At 57.9% G+C, this 18,346-nt stretch carries 18 protein-coding genes and 1 pseudogene; 15 read left to right on the forward strand and 4 right to left on the reverse strand.

The window, feature by feature from the left end; genetic code table 11:
- Positions 1-80 precede the first annotated feature (80 nt).
- Positions 81-1,295: an HDOD domain-containing protein gene (locus ACA048_RS00915; protein WP_497627562.1), complete on the forward strand. Its 1,215-nt coding sequence runs from the start codon at positions 81-83 to the stop codon at positions 1,293-1,295.
- 126 nt (positions 1,296-1,421) lie between these two features.
- Here ACA048_RS00915 and ACA048_RS00920 read toward each other — a convergent pair whose 3' ends face one another.
- A complete protein-coding gene (locus ACA048_RS00920) occupies positions 1,422-2,399 on the reverse strand; it encodes a sensor domain-containing diguanylate cyclase (protein ID WP_497627563.1) in 978 nt (325 codons plus the stop codon).
- A gap of 149 nt (positions 2,400-2,548) precedes the next feature.
- Entirely contained in the window at positions 2,549-3,733 is a 1,185-nt protein-coding gene (gene desA, locus ACA048_RS00925; RefSeq protein WP_489335046.1) for a delta-9 fatty acid desaturase DesA, read from the reverse strand.
- 147 nt (positions 3,734-3,880) lie between these two features.
- Between desA and dibA the strand changes: the two genes are divergently transcribed.
- From dibA to ACA048_RS00955, 6 genes are all read left to right on the forward strand, one after another.
- Entirely contained in the window at positions 3,881-5,800 is a 1,920-nt protein-coding gene (dibA, locus tag ACA048_RS00930; RefSeq protein WP_497627564.1) for a phosphodiesterase DibA, read from the forward strand.
- A gap of 256 nt (positions 5,801-6,056) precedes the next feature.
- A complete protein-coding gene (gene oscA / locus ACA048_RS00935) occupies positions 6,057-6,239 on the forward strand; it encodes a sulfur starvation response protein OscA (protein WP_134419279.1) in 183 nt (60 codons plus the stop codon).
- A 68-nt stretch (positions 6,240-6,307) separates the two neighbouring features.
- Positions 6,308-7,321 carry a sulfate ABC transporter substrate-binding protein gene (locus ACA048_RS00940; protein ID WP_497627565.1) on the forward strand — a complete coding sequence of 338 codons (1,014 nt, stop codon included), beginning with the start codon at positions 6,308-6,310 and terminating at the stop codon, positions 7,319-7,321.
- A 69-nt stretch (positions 7,322-7,390) separates the two neighbouring features.
- Positions 7,391-8,209: a sulfate ABC transporter permease subunit CysT gene (cysT, locus tag ACA048_RS00945; RefSeq protein ID WP_483840858.1), complete on the forward strand. Its 819-nt coding sequence runs from the start codon at positions 7,391-7,393 to the stop codon at positions 8,207-8,209.
- 13 nt (positions 8,210-8,222) lie between these two features.
- Positions 8,223-9,095, forward strand: a complete 873-nt coding sequence (gene cysW, locus ACA048_RS00950; RefSeq protein WP_497627566.1) for a sulfate ABC transporter permease subunit CysW — start codon at positions 8,223-8,225, stop codon at positions 9,093-9,095.
- A gap of 4 nt (positions 9,096-9,099) precedes the next feature.
- On the forward strand, positions 9,100-10,089 hold the full coding sequence (locus ACA048_RS00955) for a sulfate/molybdate ABC transporter ATP-binding protein (RefSeq protein ID WP_497627567.1): 990 nt from the start codon (positions 9,100-9,102) through the stop codon (positions 10,087-10,089).
- A gap of 90 nt (positions 10,090-10,179) precedes the next feature.
- On the opposite strand, the gene ACA048_RS00960 is transcribed toward ACA048_RS00955, so the two are convergent.
- Positions 10,180-10,698, reverse strand: coding sequence for an Mpo1 family 2-hydroxy fatty acid dioxygenase (locus tag ACA048_RS00960; protein ID WP_497627568.1), 519 nt, complete (start codon positions 10,696-10,698; stop codon positions 10,180-10,182).
- Positions 10,699-10,782: 84 nt separating this feature from the next.
- Between ACA048_RS00960 and ACA048_RS00965 the strand changes: the two genes are divergently transcribed.
- The 4 genes and pseudogenes from ACA048_RS00965 (at position 10,783) to ACA048_RS00980 (ending at position 13,491) form a co-directional block, all read left to right on the forward strand.
- Positions 10,783-11,469, forward strand: a complete 687-nt coding sequence (locus ACA048_RS00965) for a Crp/Fnr family transcriptional regulator (RefSeq protein ID WP_497627569.1) — start codon at positions 10,783-10,785, stop codon at positions 11,467-11,469.
- 70 nt (positions 11,470-11,539) lie between these two features.
- Complete coding sequence (locus tag ACA048_RS00970; RefSeq protein ID WP_497627570.1) at positions 11,540-11,905, forward strand: response regulator; 366 nt, start codon at positions 11,540-11,542, stop codon at positions 11,903-11,905.
- A 113-nt stretch (positions 11,906-12,018) separates the two neighbouring features.
- Positions 12,019-12,267 (forward strand): helix-turn-helix domain-containing protein, encoded by a 249-nt coding sequence (locus tag ACA048_RS00975; RefSeq protein WP_497627571.1) that lies wholly within the window; start codon positions 12,019-12,021, stop codon positions 12,265-12,267.
- A pseudogene (locus ACA048_RS00980) lies at positions 12,260-13,491 on the forward strand (type II toxin-antitoxin system HipA family toxin). The gene ACA048_RS00975 and the pseudogene ACA048_RS00980 overlap by 8 nt, the downstream one beginning before the upstream one ends.
- Here ACA048_RS00980 and ACA048_RS00985 read toward each other — a convergent pair.
- Positions 13,492-14,496, reverse strand: a complete 1,005-nt coding sequence (locus ACA048_RS00985) for an AraC family transcriptional regulator (protein ID WP_497627572.1) — start codon at positions 14,494-14,496, stop codon at positions 13,492-13,494. It abuts the pseudogene before it with no gap.
- 100 nt (positions 14,497-14,596) lie between these two features.
- On the opposite strand from ACA048_RS00985, the gene ACA048_RS00990 reads away from it, so the two are divergent.
- The 4 genes from ACA048_RS00990 (at position 14,597) to ACA048_RS01005 (ending at position 18,176) form a co-directional block, all read left to right on the forward strand.
- Entirely contained in the window at positions 14,597-15,670 is a 1,074-nt protein-coding gene (locus ACA048_RS00990) for a fatty acid desaturase (protein ID WP_497627573.1), read from the forward strand.
- A gap of 410 nt (positions 15,671-16,080) precedes the next feature.
- The gene (locus ACA048_RS00995) at positions 16,081-16,431 is read left to right on the forward strand and encodes a hypothetical protein (protein ID WP_497627574.1); all 351 of its coding nucleotides are present in this window, start codon (positions 16,081-16,083) and stop codon (positions 16,429-16,431) included.
- A 176-nt stretch (positions 16,432-16,607) separates the two neighbouring features.
- A complete protein-coding gene (locus ACA048_RS01000; protein ID WP_497627575.1) occupies positions 16,608-17,189 on the forward strand; it encodes an alpha/beta hydrolase in 582 nt (193 codons plus the stop codon).
- A 57-nt stretch (positions 17,190-17,246) separates the two neighbouring features.
- Positions 17,247-18,176 (forward strand): sigma 54-interacting transcriptional regulator, encoded by a 930-nt coding sequence (locus ACA048_RS01005; protein ID WP_497627576.1) that lies wholly within the window; start codon positions 17,247-17,249, stop codon positions 18,174-18,176.
- Positions 18,177-18,346 lie beyond the last annotated feature (170 nt).

An 18,346-nucleotide genomic window follows, 5' to 3' on the forward strand; every position in this document is an offset into this window, starting at 1 on the left:
TGGAACACATTGAGGACATTTGTTCTGTATTGAGGGGCCAGTGTTGACTAAGGTTCATGCATTGCGAGGGAGCGTGCTGCATGACTGTCGTTGATTTACCCGCTACACCGAGAGTGCTGATTGCCGAGGCGGACCCCTGGTCCCGAGACTTGCTCAAGCAGGTGTTATTGAATGTGCGCTGCGATGCGCGGCTGGACCTGTGCGCCGATGGCCAGCAGGCAATAGACAGGCTGGCGGAGATTCCTTACGACTTGGCGATCGTTGACTGGGAGTTGCCCGGTGTCGATGGCTTGAATGTTTTGCGCAACGTGCGCCAACGCAAACGCAATCCGCCGTTACCCTTCATTCTGATGAGCAGTCGTAATGACAGTGTCAGCGTGCGCGAGGCTTTGCCTATGGCGCCCACGGCGTACCTGACCAAACCCCTGAACATGGAAAACCTGACCCGGCGTCTGCAGGGCTTGCTGCTGAACGCGGGCGAAGAGGTGTCCTGTGAGGTGCCAACGTTGGCGCCGGGCATGACGTTGTCGGTGTATCTGGAACGTCGTCGAGAACTGACGGACGGCGCGCCGTTGATGACCGACGTGCAGATCGCCGTCCAGCGCAGCCTCAATCCCAACGGTCTCGATCTGAAACGCCTGGAAGACGAAATTCGCACCGATCCGCAGATTACCGCTGTGCTGATCGCCGCCGCAAACAGCGCAGGGCATCACATTGGCGACCCCGTGCAGACCCTGTCTCAGGCCTTGCATCGCTTGGGCTCCGGGCAAAGCATGAACCTGATTCTGGGTTTGGCGCTCAAGCGCAGTGCCCGGCTCGTAGATCCGTTACTGGCGGACTATGCCGAGCGTTATTGGGAGCTGTCGCTGCACACCGCCGAGTACGCCCGCACGCTGGCGCGCTTGCTGGATCTTGAACAAGAGCGCTGTTACTGCGCGGGCATGCTGCATCGTCTTGGCGACCTGGCATTGCTGCGGTGTTTGCAAGAGTGGAAGCAGGCCGGAGGTGAGCTGGATGAGTGGGAAGAGGTGGGTGATGCGCTCGCAGTGTTCGGTGCAGGCTACGGTTCGGCGCTGCGCACTCGTTGGCGTCTGCCGCTGGAGCTGCGAGAGCTGATTGCAGCGGTCTATCAGCTCGGTGGTGGCGTTTACTCACGTGAAGCGCTGGTGATGAACATGGCGGCGCAATTGGCGCGACTGACCGAGCATGAGGGCGTTGAAGAGTTGGCCAAAAGCCGGACGGCACGCTTGCTCAAGATCGGTTTGCCGGAACTGATCCGATTGCGCAAAAAGTAGGCATAACACCAATCCCCCTGTAGGAGCGGGCTTGCTCGCGATAGCAGAGATTCAGTCGACATCACTTTGCCTGTCACTCCGCTATCGTGAGCAGGCTCACTCCCTCAGGGGTTCGGTGTTGGGCCATTAAGCGGAGATGATGCGGTTCTTGCCCTGCCGCTTGGCTTCATACATCGCCGCATCCGCACGGGCGAACAGGCTGTCGAGGCTTTCATCTTCGTCGGTGAGGCTGGTCAAACCCTGGCTGACGGTGATACCGAAAGTCTGATCGTCATGGCGGAAGCTCAATTGCTGAATCTGCCGTTGCAGGCGCTCGGCCACTTGCATGGCCATGTCGGGCGCGCAGCCGGGAAATACCGCCGCTAACTCTTCACCGCCGATCCGGCCGAACACATCCCCACGACGCAATGCGCTGCGACCGCTCTCTGCGATCTGTTGCAGCACCGTGTCACCTTGCGGGTGGCCGTACGTGTCGTTAATCACTTTGAAATCATCGATGTCCAGCAACAGGAACGCCAGTGGCGCACCTTGCTTGCGTGCCTGTGCAAACTCGCGTTGCGCGCATTCGAAGAAGTGCCGGCGATTGCTGCTTTGAGTCAGCACGTCGGTGGTGGCCAAGCGTTGCAGCTCGGCTTCCGTGCGCTTCTTTTCGGTGATGTCTTCGGCAATACCGACAATGATCACTGGTTGACCGGGCTCGGCCTGACGGTTGATGAAGCATTTGTCGCTGAGCCAACGCACCTGCCCATCGGCATTGATAATGCGGTATTCGCGGTCTTCAACCGCGCCTTTGACCAGGCTGCGCTCGGCATAGTCCAGGTCGTCGGGGTAAATGCTGTCGCGCCATTCGTTGTAGTCGGACAGCAAACTGCCGGTGGAACGGCCGAATATCCGCTCATAGGCCGGGCTGACGTAGAGCACCTGACGGGTTTCCCAATTGAATGCCCAAAGCACCGCGTTGACGCTCACCAGCAACGAGCTGAACAGCTGTTCACGCTCACTCAGGCGTGCCACTTCGCTTTGAGCATGCATCAGTGCCATCAAGGTTTGAGCGGTGTCGGGTAACTGAGGAAGGGATGAGTCTTGCAGGTGTTTGGAGACCATCGGGACAAATCTCAAAGGGCGTGTGCCGCTCGAGGTTCGAAAGCGGCTAAAACGAAGCCCGCCGGGGTGGCGAAGTGTCTTTGAGATAGAGGATCTGGAGCTAAGTTCCGAAGGGTGCGCCCGCTAGCGGGGCGCACCGATCAACGGCATCAGACAGCGGAAGGGCGCAGCGAGTAGGTTTTCAACTGGTCGGCGAAGTCGCGAAGGGATTGAATTCCGCTGGCTTCAGCTTCGTGTACCCAGTCCTTGATGGCGGCGAGCATGTCGTGACCATTTGAGCTGGTCTTGACCCAGATCTGCTGCAAGGCCAGGCGTTTCTCGTAAATTACCTTCAGCGCCTGACTGTGCTCGAGCATAGCCTGGATGCGAACGTGGTGTTTTTCGTCCAGCAGGCTGGTTTCCCGCGAGAGCAGGCGCTTGGCGCGGTGGAATTGATGGCGGACCGAGTGATCGACCTTTTCCAGTTCTTGCTTGACCAGCGGCGCGATCACCAATTTGCGGTACTGCGCCATGATCTGAAAGCGGTTGTTGAGGATCGCCATGGCGGTGTCCATGTCCAGGTTGCCTTTACCTTCAACCCGGTGGGCAATCGGTGCCACCCGCTGGACCTTGGCCAGACGGAAAAAACTGAAGATCTGGATCCAGGCCCAACCGAGGTCGAACTCCCACTTCTTCACCGACAATTTTGCCGAGTTAGGGTAGGTGTGATGGTTGTTATGCAGTTCTTCACCGCCAATCAGGATGCCCCAGGGCACCAGATTGGTCGCGGCATCGCGACATTCGAAGTTGCGATAGCCGACGGCATGGCCAAGGCCGTTGACCACGCCAGCGGCCCACACCGGAATCCACATCATCTGGATGGCCCAGATGGTGATACCGATGGTGCCGAACAGCAGCAAGTCGATGATGCCCATGATCGCGATACCCAACAGCGGGAACCGGCTGTAGAGGTTACGTTCGATCCAGTCTTCGGGGCAGTTCTTGCCGTAGATACGCAGGGTTTCCGGGTTTTCCGCTTCCGCGCGGTACAGCTCGGCGCCTTTGCGCAGAACGGTGGAAAGCCCCTTGATGACCGGGCTGTGCGGGTCATCGACGGTTTCGCATTTGGCGTGATGCTTGCGGTGGATAGCGGTCCACTCGCGGGTGTTCTGTGCCGTGGTCAGCCACAGCCAGAAGCGGAAGAAATGTTTCAGGCCGGCATTGAGCTCAAGCGAGCGATGGGCTGAGTAACGATGCAAATAGACCGTGACGCCAATGATCGTGACATGGGTCATCAGTAGGGTGACTGCTACCAGTGACCAGGGCGACAAGCCGAGTAAACCTTCGTACCACATAGGCTGTAGGGCCCTCGATAAAGAGAAAAATAGCCGTTGCATTATCACTAAGCCCACGGATAAAACCAGTCGCCCTTTCAGATAAGAGTGGCTGGATGTGTCCTTGATCTATTATTCCGACCCTTCTGTAGGGACATGGACGGCCAAATGTCTGCCACCTATCGCGATGCCTTGCGTGCAGCGCTGCTTTATCTGTTGTTTTCAGTCGCCTGGATGGCGTTGAGCGGCTATTTATTGAACAGTTTCTTCGATAGCTCTGCCGAGCTATTGCGATGGCAACTGATCAACGGCTATGTCTGGGCGGTGCTCAGCGCCGGTTTGATCTTCAGTGCCCGGGCCCGACTGTTCCAGTGCCTGGGGATCGGCGCCAAACTGCGCGAGCGTCAGGCCGACCGCGAGCGATTGCGCCAGGCAGCTGCGGTGTTTGACTGCACCCGTGAGGGCGTGTTGGTCACTGATAGCAACGGGTTGATTGTCCATGTGAACCGGGCCTTTATGGCAATCACCGGTTATCAGCGGGATGAAGTGCTGGGCCAACAACCCAGTCTGTTCAAATCCGGCCATCACCCACCGGCGTTCTATCAGGCGATGTTTGCGACGCTCAACAGCGCCGGCGAGTGGAGCGGGGAAATCTGGAATCGTCGCAAAAGCGGCGAAATCTACCCGCAATGGCAAACCATCCGCATCATTCATGACGATAGGGGCCGGCGAAGCCAATACGTGGCGGTGTTTTCCGATATCAGTGCGATCAAAAACTCCGAGCACGAGCTCAAACACTTGGCTCACCACGATCCGCTGACCGATTTGCCCAATCGACTGTTATTCAACGACCGCGTCGAACAGGCGCTGTCGTCGGCGCAAATCCACAAACGGGGTTGCGCGTTGCTGATGGTCGACCTGGATCACTTCAAGATGATCAACGACAGCCTTGGGCACACCGTCGGTGATCAGCTGCTCAAGGCTGTGGCCGAGCACTTGAAAGCCATGTTTGGTCCAGGTGCTACGTTGGCGCGTCTGGGCGGTGACGAGTTTGCGGTGCTCGCCGAAAGCTGTCCGCAAGTTGCGCAGGCTGCGGCGCTGGCGCAGCGGATCATCGATGGCTTCCGGGAGCCGTTTTACATCGATGGGAATCGGCTGTTTATTAACACCAGTGTTGGCATCAGCCAGTTTCCCAGTGATGCTTTGAGTGCCGAGCAAATGTTGCGCAACGCGGGTTCGGCCTTGTCCAAGGCCAAGAGTGCAGGTCGGGATGTCTATGCGCTCTACACCGACGAATTGACTGCCCATGCCCAGCAGCGGGTAGAAATTGCTTTCGAATTGCGCCGCGCCCTGGAACAGCAGGAGTTGCGCGTCCATTACCAACCCGTGCATGACCTCAAAACCTGTCGCCTGGTGGGCGTGGAGGCGTTGGTGCGTTGGGCGCATCCGCAGCGCGGGCTGGTGTCGCCAGCAGAATTTATCCCCATCGCCGAGCGTACGGGGTTGATTGCCGAAATCGATGCCTGGGTCATGCAGCAGGCCTGCGAGCAAATGTGCCAGTGGCAAGCCGCTGGCGTGGTGCTGTCGTTTGTTGCGGTGAATATTTCTTCGCGACTGTTTGCCCGGCGAGAACTGTATCAGCAGGTGGCTCGGGTGCTTGATGTGACGGGGCTCGATCCGGCGTATCTGGAGCTTGAAGTCACTGAAAGCGCGGTGATGGATGATCCGGAAGTGGCGCTGGAGCAGATGCATCGCTTGCGCGAGTTGGGCGTGCGGCTGGCCATCGATGATTTCGGCACAGGATATTCGTCGCTGCTGCGGCTCAAGCGTTTGCCGGTGCAAAAACTCAAGATTGACCAGGGCTTCGTTGCCGGGTTGCCGTGGGATGAAGATGACGCGGCGATTGTGCGAGTGATCATTGCCTTGGCGCAGAGCATGGGGATGCAGGTGCATGCCGAGGGGATAGAGCAGGTCGAGCAGGCGGGATTTCTGCTTGAGCATGACTGCGATCTGGGGCAAGGCTACTGGTTTGGGCGGCCGGTGTCGGCTGAGCAACTGGATTGGATGTACGCGCCCATTTTTCGCTAAGCCCGCTTTTTTCTGTGTCGATCGTTCCCACGGTCTGCGTGGGAATGCCGTCCAGGACGCTCTGCGTCCTCCCAAAACCATGACGCAGAGCGTCATCGGATGCATCCCCACGCAGAACGTGGGAATGATCAATCTTTCAGTTATATAAACATTCTTAAATAGTCTTTTTAAGTATATCTACTCCTCACTACTATTGGCCTCACGCCGCAAGCAGTGCCGCCACTGCAGGCAACCTCTCAGTTGAAGGAGCAGCACCATGAGCGCATCCCTACGTAGTGTTGATGGCCAGGACGAAGCAACCATTTTGCGTGAGATCCAGAGCGCGTTGCGCGATCTGCGCTTTGGGGCTGTGGAGATCACTGTGCATAACGCCCAGGTCGTGCAGATCGAACGCAAAGAGAAATTTCGTCTGCAGAGCCCGAGTAATAAACCGAGCTAAGCAACCGGCAACCCGCTTCCAGCACCTCATAAAAAGCCACCACAATCAGAATTCCAGGAGCTTTCACCATGTCGTCGATTCGTCATTTCGCTTTGGCCGCCCTGGCCAGTGCACTTTTTGCGGGTTCCGCGGTTGCCAAGGATTACGAACTGCTCAATGTGTCGTACGACCCGACGCGTGAGCTGTACCAGGATTACAACGCCGAGTTCATCAAGCTCTGGCAGAAGGATCACGCCGGTGACACCGTAAAAATCCAGCAATCCCACGGTGGTTCGGGCAAGCAGGCCCGCGCGGTGATCGACGGTCTGCGCGCCGACGTTGTGACCCTGGCCCTGGCCGGCGACATCGACGAAATCGCCAAGCTCGGCAAGTCCCTGCCGGCCGACTGGCAGACGCGTCTACCGGATGCGAGCACGCCTTACACCTCGACCATCGTGTTCCTGGTGCGCAAGGGCAACCCTAAAGGCATCAAGGACTGGGGTGACCTGGTCAAGAACGATGTGGCGGTCATCACCCCGAACCCGAAGACCTCCGGCGGCGCACGCTGGAACTTCCTCGCGGCCTGGGCTTATGGCCTGAAAGCCAACGGCGGTGACGAAGCCAAGGCCAAGGAATACGTACAAACCCTGTTCAAGCACGTGCCCGTGCTGGACACCGGCGCTCGCGGTTCGACTATTACCTTCGTCAACAACGGTCAGGGAGACGTGTTGCTGGCCTGGGAAAACGAAGCCTTCCTGGCGCTGAAAGAAGACGGCGGTGCCGACAAGTTCGAAATCGTCGTGCCTTCTCTGTCGATCCTTGCCGAGCCACCGGTGGCCGTAGTTGACAAGAACGCCGAGAAAAAGGGTAACGAGCAGATCGCCGATGCGTATCTCAAATACCTGTACAGCCCGGCCGGCCAGGAAATTGCGGCGAAAAACTTCTATCGTCCACGTGACAAGGGTGTCGCCGCGAAGTACGCCAAGCAGTTTCCGACCCTGGACCTTGTGACCATCGACAAGAACTTCGGCGGCTGGAAAACCGCGCAACCGAAATTCTTCAACGACGGTGGCGTGTTCGACCAGATTTACCAGGCGCAGTAGTTTTAAATAGCCATCAACGAGCCCCGATTTAACCGTCGGGGCTTTGCGCGTTCTCAACCAAGGACTTTTATGTCGCGTCGTATTTCCCCCGTCATACCCGGCTTCGGGCTGACGCTGGGCTACACCTTGGTGTACCTCAGCCTGATTGTGCTTATTCCTCTGGCGGCCATGTTCGTCCATGCCGCCCAACTCACCTGGGATCAGTTCTGGGCAATTATCTCGGCACCACGGGTGCTGGCGGCGTTGAAGTTGAGCTTCGGCACCGCGCTCTATGCCGCGATCATCAACGGAATCATTGGCACGCTGCTCGCCTGGGTGCTTGTGCGCTATACCTTCCCCGGTCGCAAAATCATCGACGCAATGATCGACTTGCCCTTCGCGTTGCCCACTGCGGTGGCCGGTATTGCGTTGACGGCGTTGTACACCCCCACCGGTTTGGTGGGTCAGTTTGCAGCGGACCTGGGTTTCAAGATCGCGTACACCCCCCTCGGCATCACCCTTGCCCTCACTTTTGTGACACTTCCATTCGTGGTACGTACCGTACAGCCAGTATTGGCTGATATCCCGCGTGAAGTGGAAGAAGCGGCGGCGTGTCTCGGTGCTAAACCGTTGCAGGTTTTCCGCTACATTCTGGTGCCTGCATTGCTCCCGGCATGGCTGACGGGTTTCGCGCTGGCCTTTGCCCGCGGGGTCGGTGAGTACGGTTCGGTGATTTTCATCGCCGGCAACATGCCGATGAAAACCGAGATCCTGCCGCTGCTGATCATGGTCAAGCTCGACCAGTACGATTACACCGGCGCCACGTCCATTGGTGTACTGATGCTGGTGGTTTCCTTCGTCCTGTTGCTGCTGATCAACTTGCTGCAACGTCGCATCGAAACCCCATAAGGAGGCGCGAACCATGTCCCAATCGTCTATTGCTGCCGCCTCTTCGGCCAACGCCGCCCGCCGTGGCAGTGCCACCTCGCGAAGAATCCTGATCGGTCTTGGCTGGTTGATTTTTGTGCTGTTCCTGTTACTTCCGCTGTTTATCGTGGTGTCCCAGGGTTTGAAGAATGGTCTGGGTGCGTTCTTCACCGCGATCTTCGAACCGGACGCGTTGTCCGCGCTGAAACTAACAGTGTTCGCCGTGCTGATCTCGGTGCCGCTGAACCTGGTGTTCGGCGTCAGCGCCGCTTGGTGCGTGAGCAAGTACTCTTTCCGCGGCAAGAGCATGCTGGTAACGCTGATCGACCTGCCATTCTCGGTATCGCCGGTGATCGCTGGTCTGGTCTACGTGCTGATGTTCGGCGCCCAAGGCTTCTTCGGGCCGTGGTTGCAGGATCACGACATCCAGATCATCTTCGCCTTGCCGGGCATCGTACTGGCGACGATTTTCGTCACCGTGCCGTTCGTGGCGCGCGAACTGATCCCGTTGATGCAGGAACAGGGCACGCAAGAAGAAGAGGCCGCGCGTTTGCTCGGGGCCAATGGCTGGCAGATGTTCTGGCACGTCACCGTTCCCAATATCAAATGGGGCCTGATCTACGGCGTGGTGCTGTGCACTGCGAGGGCGATGGGTGAGTTCGGTGCGGTGTCGGTAGTTTCAGGGCACATTCGCGGGGTGACCAACACCTTGCCGCTGCACGTCGAGATCCTCTACAACGAATACAACCACGTGGCCGCGTTCGCCGTGGCGAGCCTGTTGCTGATCCTGGCGCTCTTCATCCTGCTGCTCAAGCAGTGGAGCGAAAACCGTATTAACCGCCTGCGCGCCAGCGCCGCGGAGGAATGATTTCATGTCGATTGAAGTGCGTAACGTCAGCAAGAATTTCAACGCGTTCAAGGCGCTGGACAACATCAGCCTGGACATTCAAAGCGGCGAACTCGTGGCGCTGCTCGGCCCCTCGGGTTGCGGTAAAACCACGCTTTTGCGGATCATCGCCGGTCTGGAAACCCCGGATCAGGGCAACATCGTATTCCACGGCGAAGACGTCTCCGGCCATGATGTGCGCGATCGCAACGTCGGTTTCGTGTTCCAGCATTACGCCTTGTTCCGCCACATGACGGTGTTCGATAACGTCGCATTCGGCCTGCGCATGAAGCCGAAAAACCAGCGTCCGAGCGAAAGCCAAATTGCAACCAAGGTTCACGAACTGCTGAACATGGTGCAACTGGATTGGCTATCGGATCGCTACCCGGAACAACTCTCCGGCGGCCAACGTCAGCGCATTGCCCTGGCCCGTGCCTTGGCGGTGGAACCAAAAGTCTTGCTGCTCGATGAACCCTTCGGCGCCCTCGACGCCAAGGTCCGCAAAGAACTGCGCCGCTGGCTGGCGCGACTGCACGAGGACATCAACCTGACTTCCGTGTTCGTGACTCACGACCAGGAAGAAGCGATGGAAGTCGCCGACCGGATTGTGGTGATGAACAAGGGGGTGATCGAGCAGATCGGCTCACCGGGTGACGTCTACGAAAACCCGGCCAGTGATTTTGTTTATCACTTCCTCGGGGATTCCAACCGGCTGCATCTGGGGGAGGACAACCACGTGCTGTTCCGTCCGCACGAAGTGTCGCTGTCGCGGCATGAACTGGAAGATCACCACGCGGCTGAAGTGCGCGATATCCGTCCGTTGGGTGCGACGACTCGGGTGACGTTGAAAGTCGAAGGTCAGAGCGAATTGATCGAAGCGGAAGTGGTGAAGGATCACGACAGCCTGATCGGGCTGGCGAAGGGTGAAACCTTGTTCTTCAAGCCCAAGGTCTGGCAAAAACTGGCCAGCATCTAAAGCAAAAGCATCGCGAACAGGCTCGCTCCCACAGGTGTTCTATGTACACCATAGATCCAATGTGGGAGCGAGCCTGCTTGCGAAAGTGTCCTACGCCGCGGCGCGATTCGGATTGATCCGCACCCCACCCGCCCGCGCCTCGATCTGCTCTTTGAGGTCATGCCGCAACCCCAGCAAAAACGTCAACTCCACCACCACAAACAACGGCCCGACAATCAACCCGCTCACATCATCAACAAACGCCGGCTTACGCCCTTCATAGTAATGCCCGACGAACTGAATCACCCAGCCCGCCACAAACATCCCGATACCGCTCGATAGCCAGACCAGCGTGCTTTGCTGCGCCAGCGTCTGCCCCGCCCAAACGGACAGTCCCAGCAATACGCTCATCAGCACCCCGAGGCGTAATTCCAGGCGCAGGTAAAACCACGCCGACGCCAGCGACACCAACACCGCCGGTGACAGCCAGCCGCCCGCCCATTGCGGCCGCGACAGCAATACCGCGACGGCCACCATAATCAACGGAATACCGATAAAGTGGCTGGCAATGTTGCGCGGGTCACGGTGGTAGGCAGCGTATTGACTGAGATGGTCAACGAGGCTTTTCATTGTTATTCCTCCTGTAGGGTGACTGATCATGCCCCGGGTTCACTTTTGGCTCTGTCGGGCAGGCGACAATCTCTAGGAGTTTCCATGGATATGCAGGCCTGGCGTTCGCGCCTGATGACGGGGCAATGGTTCAGTCATCTACCTGTTCCCTTACAGGATAGTCTGCTGGCTGCGGCCCGGATTCGGCGTTTGTCGTCGGGGCAATTGCTGTTCAAGCGAGGGGATCCTCCGTGCGGGTTGTATGCAGTGCTCGAAGGTTCAGTGCGCATCGGCGCAGTCAGCGAGCAGGGCAAGGAAGCGCTGCTGAGCCTGGTGGAGCCGCCGCACTGGTTCGGCGAAATCTCCCTCTTCGATGGCCAGCCGCGTACCCACGATGCCTACGGCGTGGGCCAGTGCGTGCTGTTGCACATTGCGCAGGCGACACTGCTTAAGCTGCTCGACGAACAACCGGTGTATTGGCGGCAACTGGCGTTGCTGATGAGCCACAAATTGCGCCTGACCTTCATCAACCTCGAACAGCTGAGCCTGATGCCCGCCCCGGCACGTCTCGCCCATCGCTTATTGATGATTGCCCAGGGTTACGGCGAAATCGAACCACCGCGTCGGGTGCTGCAACTGCCGCAGGAGCAGTTGGCATCGATGCTGTCGCTGTCGCGCCAGACAACTAATCAGATTCTCAAGGACCTGCAGGGGCAGGGGATTCTGAATCTCAAGTACGGCGAGATCGAAATTGTCGATGCCGAACGGTTGCGGGCACTGGCGATTTTTTGAAACGTAACGTTATGGGTGGGCTTTGTCGGTGAAGGCGCCTAGCCTGTGACGACGATAATCGAGGTGTGCCATGCGTGTACTGCTAGTAGAAGACGAACCGGAGACCGCCAAACTCCTGGCCAACGGCCTGAGTGAGGCGAGCTATTCGGTGGATGTAGCGCTCAACGGCATGGACGGCCGGCGCTTTATCGAGTCCGGCGAATACGAACTGATCATCCTCGACGTGATGTTGCCAGGGCTCAACGGCTGGCAATTGCAGCAGCAGATTCGCAAGCTTGGCGACACACCGGTGCTGTTCCTCACCACCAAGGACGGCATTGAGGATCGACTGCGCGGGCTCGAACTGCATGAGGATGATTATTTGCTCAAGCCGTTTGCGGTGAGCGAGCTGGTGGCGCGGGTGCGCAAGTTGTTGCGGCGGGATCGGGGGCGGTAAGGCTCTCGGGCTCTGGTTGAAAACTGAGCTGGACTTCTGTATCAAACTGCACTAAATACAATGCATATTCACGGTTTGTGGAATTTTGCACTGTATACGATGCGGGGCGGACAATGGAAAACCTTGGCGAACTAATCCGTTCTCTACGCAAAGAGCGAAAGCTTTCTCAGCAGGAACTGGCAAAACAGTACGGCATGAGCCGTTCCACGATTTCAGGCATCGAGAACAACACCATCTCCGAAATCGGTCTGCGCAAGGTTGAGGCGATCCTCAACGGTTTCGGGTATGAGCTCACCGCCGTGCCCCGTCAGTCGAAGCGTCCAACGCTGGACTCCCTGAAGAAGGCTAACTTCCATGGCTGAGCCGCAGGAAAAGGACAGGCTGCACATCCGTGTTTCCGGAACGCCAGTCGGCACCCTGGGTCGTGGTCAGCCTCGCGGCGATTCGGTGTTTACCTACACCGAAGCCGCGCAGGAGAAAAACGCGGTCTCGTTGACCATGCCGACGCGGCTCGAGAGCTATACGTGGGAGCAAGGCATACCGCCGGTTTTTGAGATGAACCTGCCCGAAGGCGCTTTGCGTGATGAGTTGGTTCGTCGATTCAGTAAAGTGGTCAGAGGCTTCGATGATTTTGCGATGTTGGCAATCGTCGGCCCGTACCAGCTAGGTCGAATGGGCATTGCAAACGCACAAGATGCAAGCGACCGTCCGCCTGAAACCAGCCTCTCAGACCTCCTGGTACATGACGGTGCGCAAGGTTTATTCGAGGACTTGTTGAGTACCTATGGCCAATATTCCGGCGTCTCCGGCGTGCAGCCGAAGGTGCTTGTCCGTGACAGTGCAACAACTGTCGACCGGCTGACTCATCGAGGCGCGACGCACCTGGTCAAATCCTTTCGTGCAGAGGAATACCCTGAACTCGCAGCCAACGAGTATTTCTGCATGCGCGCAGCGCTGCATTCGGGGCTTGAGGTGCCGAAGTTCGAGCTCAGCGAGCATGGCAAATTCCTGGTTGTTGAACGCTTCGATCTGAATGAGCAAGGTTGTTTGGGGTTCGAGGATTTTTGCGTACTGAATGCCTGGCCGTCGAAAGCCAAATACGATGGTTCATACGAAGGTGCCGCGAGGCAGATTAAAGAATTCGTCTCTGCGCCATTGCTCAATCAGGCGCTTGAGTCTTTTTTCAAGATCGTTGCGCTCTCGTCAGCCTTGAAGAATGGCGACGCTCACCTCAAAAACTTTGGCGTGCTGTACGAACATTGCGGCATGGATGCGCAAATCCGCCTCGCTCCGGCCTACGACATCGTCACCACTTCGGTTTATATAAAGTCCGACAGCATGGCGTTGCTGTTAGGCGGATCGAAAGCATGGCCCAAGTACAAAATGCTGATGCGATTTGGCCGTTCGGCCTGCAACCTGACGGAGGGCCGTTGTAATGAGCTGTTGCAGCAGGTCGCCCACGGGATGGAGGTGGCAATGACCGAGATGGCTGCCACATAAAAGACAGCAGCGTCTTTGCGACCGTTGGCGAAGCGATGATGGAACAGTGGGCATCAGGCGTCGCGCGCAGTCTCGTGAAAAGTTGATCAGCGCAACCCATCCCGAAACTGCCCCGGCGTCATCCCGGTCCAGCGCTTGAACGCGCGGCTGAAGCTACTGGTATCCGCAAATCCCAACAGGTAACTGACTTCACTCAACGAACATTGCGGATCACGCAGGTGTAGCAGCGCCAGGTTTTCGCGGCTTTCATTGAGCAGCGTATCGAACCGACAACCTTCGTCCGCCAAGTGCCGTTGCAGGCTGCGCAAGCTCAGGTGCAGGGCTTTGGCGATGAGTTCGGCGCTGGGTTCGCCTTCGGGCAATTGCTCTTCGATGGCGTCACGGACTTTGCGCTCCCAAGTCAACGGTTTCAGTTGTGCCATGGTGCGTTTGAGCACGGTTTCATTGTGTTCGGCCAGTTCCGGATTGGCGTCATCCAAGTGGCTGTCGAAATCCACCAGAGAAAACTCCACGCGGTCTTCGTCGGCCGAAAAGTACACCGGTGAGCGGAAAACTTTGTGCCATTGATGTGCGTCGACCGGTTCCGGTCGGCGCAGGTACACCGCCAGCGGTGCATAGTCGCGACCGAGGCGATTGCGGCAGGTGCGCACATAGATCGCCGTGAAGGCGTCGATGGCTTCAAACGCCGGCGCCGGGTTGCCGGCAGGAATTTTCAGGCGAAAGCGGTAGCGATCCTCGGCGCGGGTCAGCTCCAGTTCCAGAGCATCGCTGACCACCTGGTGATACCGCACGATGCGCTCGAACACCTCGCGCAAACTGCCGCTGGCCACCAGCGCATAACCGAGCGCATGAAACGTGGTGGGGCTGACGAAACGCGACACGCGCAGGCCAATCGCCGGATCGCCACTGACCTGCACTGCGATTTCCCACAGGCGCGTGGTGCCGGACAACGGGTAACGGGCGTTCGGGTCGTCCATCAATTGCGGATCAAGCCCCGCCTGATGGCACAGGGCGGTGCTGTCGAGGCCCAGCGCATCGAGTTGCTTGCGCAGGGCGCGGGTCCAGCTGGCGAGGGAGGTCGGTTCAGTCATGCTGATTGGCGCTTCCGGTCAACAGGTTGGCGTTCACGGCTACCACCTTGTAAGGGGTCGCAAGGCAGGATGCGGACATCAATAACCAGAGGATGGAAGCATGCACGGTACTTCTGCAAGTCCCCAACGACTGAATGCAGCACAGCGATCAGCACATATTCGTGAAGTGGTGCTGGCCAGGGGCGTTGAATTGCGTCAACGCTACCCGATTCTCAACCATCAGGACGCGCTCGGCGCAGGTATTTTGGCCTTCGCCCTGGCCGGGATGATCGGTTCGGCGGCGCTTTACATGACCGGACAAATGGCCTGGTGGACGTGTTTGTTGCTCAACGCGTTTTTCGCCTCGTTGACCCACGAGCTGGAACACGACTTGATACATAGCATGTACTTTCGCAAACAGCGCGTGCCGCACAACCTGATGATGGGACTGGTATGGCTGGCGCGGCCGAGCACAATCAATCCATGGATCCGCCGCCATCTGCACCTCAATCACCACAAGGTTTCCGGCACTGAAACCGACATGGAAGAGCGCGCCATCACCAACGGCGAGCCTTGGGGTTTTGCGCGGTTGCTGATGGTCGGCGACAACATGATGTCGTCATTCATCCGCATGCTGCGGGCCAAGACCTGGGCTCACAAGTTCAGCATCATCCAGCGCACAGTGAAGGTCTACGCGCCGCTTGCGCTGGTGCATTGGGGTGCGTGGTACCTGTTCCTCGGCTTCCATGCGGCCAACGGCATCGCGTCGCTGATGGGCGCGCCGATTGAGTGGTCGGCGACCACCTTGTCGGTGATGCAGGTGATCGACATCGCGGCGGTGGTGATCATCGGCCCGAACGTGTTGCGTACGTTCTGCCTGCACTTCATCAGCTCGAACATGCACTACTACGGCGACGTGGAACCGGGGAACGTGATCCAGCAGACCCAGGTGCTGAACTCTCCGTGGATGTGGCCGTTGCAGGCGTTCTGCTTCAACTTCGGCAGCAGCCACGGCATCCATCACTTTGTGGTGAAGGAGCCGTTTTACATCCGCCAGATGACCGTGCCGGTGGCGCATAAAGTGATGCGTGAGATGGGCGTGCGGTTCAATGATTTCGGCACGTTTGGCCGGGCCAACCGGTTTGTTCGCGAGGACGCTGCGCAATCTCGGGAAGTTCGTGCCGCTCAGGTGTGATGGATGAAATCGGAAACTCAATCTCGAAATAAGCGATGACAAAAGCGCTCGTCATCAAATTGACCCAAAGAGGCGATACGTTAAAGCACAAGCAGGGAGGCTGGGCGGTCAACGATTCGTTAATCGCTATATGTGTTTTGGATCTAATAAAGTAATTAAATATTCCTTTATAAGATAAACGTTTCAATCAATCATCGCTTCACAGATTTTGAGTTTCCGGGGCCGTCTCCTTGGCAGGGTGCGGTCCTTTTTTATTCCCATAACGTTCCTGGCTTATCTGACTAATCGCTGATTTGTCTACGGAGCTGTTATTTCTGACAGTAGACGAGGAGAGGGGCAGCTCTACACTGACAATGTGGTCCTTGTGGGCAACCAAAGCAGGTCAGGAATCGTTTTCAGGGAGAAATCGCATGAACTATTTCGCAGGCCATTACACGATGGGCGGGCCAGTGACTCATTTGGTGATAGAGGACGATGAGACGATATCGGGGCACCTGGATTTTGAAGATGCCCAGGGAGGGCTTCATTCTGATGAGGCCCATCGCGATATCAGCGATGGGAGGGTCCGTTATCGGTGCGGCCGTAGCCTTGAATTTATGACTGTGGATGATATTCACGAGGTCAAGGAGCGGTGGTCGCTCATGTTCGGTACCAAACGCATGTGGCTTGTCGGGACATGCGAGCAGACCTTCGAGAACGGCAAAACCAACACCCGGACCGTGTTGTTTAAAAGAGACGAGCCCACTGCAAAAGCGTGTTGAGTCCAGGATCCTTCCTTAGCGCATCAACCCGATAGTGATCGGGTTGAATATCTGCTGCTTGAAATATCTTCTATATTCCTTACGGATCTTAATAAATATCTTCTTATTCCTTAACGGATATAACTCTCCTCCCTATACTCAACCAGGAACAGACACGCAGCAGGAGAGTTCCCCCCATGCGCAACGAATCAATTCGCTACCTGATTGTGCCGGGCTGGCAAGGATCGCCGAACGATCATTGGCAAAGCCACTGGCAGAACAGCCTGCCGAACAGCGCGCGGGTGGAGCAGGCGGACTGGTTGACACCGCGTCGTGAAGATTGGGTCGCGGCGCTGGCCGAGGCGATTGCCGCCGATAGCACACCGGTGATCCTGATCGCGCATAGCCTGGGTTGCATCACCGTTGCCCATTGGGCCGCCGCTGCACCCGTGCAGTTTCTGCGTCAGGTGCGCGGAGCCTTGCTGGTCGCGCCAGCGGATGTCGAGCGCCCGGCGTGTGCGCCGGCGTTGCGTAACTTTGCCCCGATTCCCACCGACCTGTTGCCGTTCCCGAGCCAGATCGTCAGCTCCGACAACGACAGCGCCGTGAGTGCACCGCGAGCACTTGAGCTGGCGCGCAACTGGGGGGCCGAGGCGGGGATTTTATCGGGGGCCGGGCACATCAACGTCAAATCCGGCCACCAGCGTTGGGAGCAGGGTTTTGCCTACCTCTATCGCTTGCAGAACCGTATGGAACATCACGCCCTGCGACGCGCTTGAACCTTTTGTTTTTTAAACGCCTACCCGTCTCCCGGCGGTCTTTGGCGGGAGTCTGCCATGAGCCTTGAACACTTCGGTCAGCCGCTGCTGACCTTCCCCGATGCAGAAAAAAGCCCCCTGAGCATCCGCGCCAAGGCGCTGGTGTTTGTCGATCCGCGCTCGCGCCAGTTGCGCCAGGACCTGGAGGAGCTGGCACCGCGCTCGATCTCGGTATTGATTCGCGGCGAAACGGGCAGTGGCAAAGAGCTGCTTGCGCGCCATATCCATCGCGCCAGCGATCGCGCCGGGTTGTTCGTCTCGGTCAATTGCGGGGCGATCAGTCCAACCTACGCCGACGCCGAATTGTTCGGCTATGCCGCCGGCAGTTACAGCGGTTCGGCCAGCAGCCGCGCCGGGTGGTTCGGTTCGGCCAATGGCGGCACGCTCTATCTGGATGAGATCGGTGATTTGCCCCTGCCCATTCAGATCAAACTGCTCGCCGCGCTGGAAAACCATGAAGTGACCCGAGTTGGCTCGCACCAACCGAGCCCGGTGGACGTGCGTCTGGTCGCCGCCACCAGCATTGATCTGGCTCAGGCCGTGGCCGCCGGTAAATTCCATGAGCGGCTTTATCACTACCTCAGTGAAGGCCATCTGGAGCTGCCGGCATTGCGTGACCGCGTGGGCGATATTCTATCGCTGGCCGAGTACTTCCTCGGCATCTACAGCCATCGCCTCGACCTGCCGGTGCCGTTGATCAGTGAGGCCGCGCAGCTTGTGCTGGAGCGGCACAGTTGGCCGGGAAATACCCGCGAGCTGGAAAACGTCATTCACTTTGCGTTGTTGGTGAGTACCGGCCACGAAATTTTGCCGGAGCATCTGAATTTGCCTGACACGTCCGTGTCGCTGGCGCAGATCGAACAGCAGCTCACGCGGATTCTCGGCAGCGGCACTGTCGCCGAAAAAGCAGCCTTGAAGCACCTTCTGCAAGACGCCGGCCTCCTGTAGGAGCAAAGCTTGCTCGCGATCCAGGCGACTCGGTCTGTCGGGAGGATGCCATCGCGAGCAAGCTTTGCTCCTACGGGTAATGCGCGAGCCACAGCTTTATGAGCAAAATGGAATATGAAAGTGAATAAAAGATATTATTCGGGAATATAAAATCCCGGTATTGTCCGCGT

The organism is Pseudomonas sp. LBUM1659, assembly GCF_059716045.1.

What these genes read in the sequence shown, in the direction of transcription:
- ACA048_RS00920 (WP_497627563.1), bottom strand. Translation starts at nt 2,399, where the DNA reads ATGGTCTCCAAACACCTGCAAGACTCATCCCTTCCTCAGTTACCCGAC.
- ACA048_RS01005 (WP_497627576.1), top strand. Translation starts at nt 17,247, where the DNA reads ATGAGCCTTGAACACTTCGGTCAGCCGCTGCTGACCTTCCCCGATGCA.
- ACA048_RS00975 (WP_497627571.1), top strand. Translation starts at nt 12,019, where the DNA reads ATGGAAAACCTTGGCGAACTAATCCGTTCTCTACGCAAAGAGCGAAAG.
- desA (WP_489335046.1), bottom strand. Translation starts at nt 3,733, where the DNA reads ATGTGGTACGAAGGTTTACTCGGCTTGTCGCCCTGGTCACTGGTAGCA.
- cysT (WP_483840858.1), top strand. Translation starts at nt 7,391, where the DNA reads ATGTCGCGTCGTATTTCCCCCGTCATACCCGGCTTCGGGCTGACGCTG.
- ACA048_RS00990 (WP_497627573.1), top strand. Translation starts at nt 14,597, where the DNA reads ATGCACGGTACTTCTGCAAGTCCCCAACGACTGAATGCAGCACAGCGA.
- ACA048_RS00915 (WP_497627562.1), top strand. Translation starts at nt 81, where the DNA reads ATGACTGTCGTTGATTTACCCGCTACACCGAGAGTGCTGATTGCCGAG.
- ACA048_RS00965 (WP_497627569.1), top strand. Translation starts at nt 10,783, where the DNA reads ATGGATATGCAGGCCTGGCGTTCGCGCCTGATGACGGGGCAATGGTTC.
- oscA (WP_134419279.1), top strand. Translation starts at nt 6,057, where the DNA reads ATGAGCGCATCCCTACGTAGTGTTGATGGCCAGGACGAAGCAACCATT.
- ACA048_RS00960 (WP_497627568.1), bottom strand. Translation starts at nt 10,698, where the DNA reads ATGAAAAGCCTCGTTGACCATCTCAGTCAATACGCTGCCTACCACCGT.
- cysW (WP_497627566.1), top strand. Translation starts at nt 8,223, where the DNA reads ATGTCCCAATCGTCTATTGCTGCCGCCTCTTCGGCCAACGCCGCCCGC.
- ACA048_RS01000 (WP_497627575.1), top strand. Translation starts at nt 16,608, where the DNA reads ATGCGCAACGAATCAATTCGCTACCTGATTGTGCCGGGCTGGCAAGGA.
- dibA (WP_497627564.1), top strand. Translation starts at nt 3,881, where the DNA reads ATGTCTGCCACCTATCGCGATGCCTTGCGTGCAGCGCTGCTTTATCTG.
- ACA048_RS00995 (WP_497627574.1), top strand. Translation starts at nt 16,081, where the DNA reads ATGAACTATTTCGCAGGCCATTACACGATGGGCGGGCCAGTGACTCAT.
- ACA048_RS00985 (WP_497627572.1), bottom strand. Translation starts at nt 14,496, where the DNA reads ATGACTGAACCGACCTCCCTCGCCAGCTGGACCCGCGCCCTGCGCAAG.
- ACA048_RS00955 (WP_497627567.1), top strand. Translation starts at nt 9,100, where the DNA reads ATGTCGATTGAAGTGCGTAACGTCAGCAAGAATTTCAACGCGTTCAAG.
- ACA048_RS00970 (WP_497627570.1), top strand. Translation starts at nt 11,540, where the DNA reads ATGCGTGTACTGCTAGTAGAAGACGAACCGGAGACCGCCAAACTCCTG.
- ACA048_RS00940 (WP_497627565.1), top strand. Translation starts at nt 6,308, where the DNA reads ATGTCGTCGATTCGTCATTTCGCTTTGGCCGCCCTGGCCAGTGCACTT.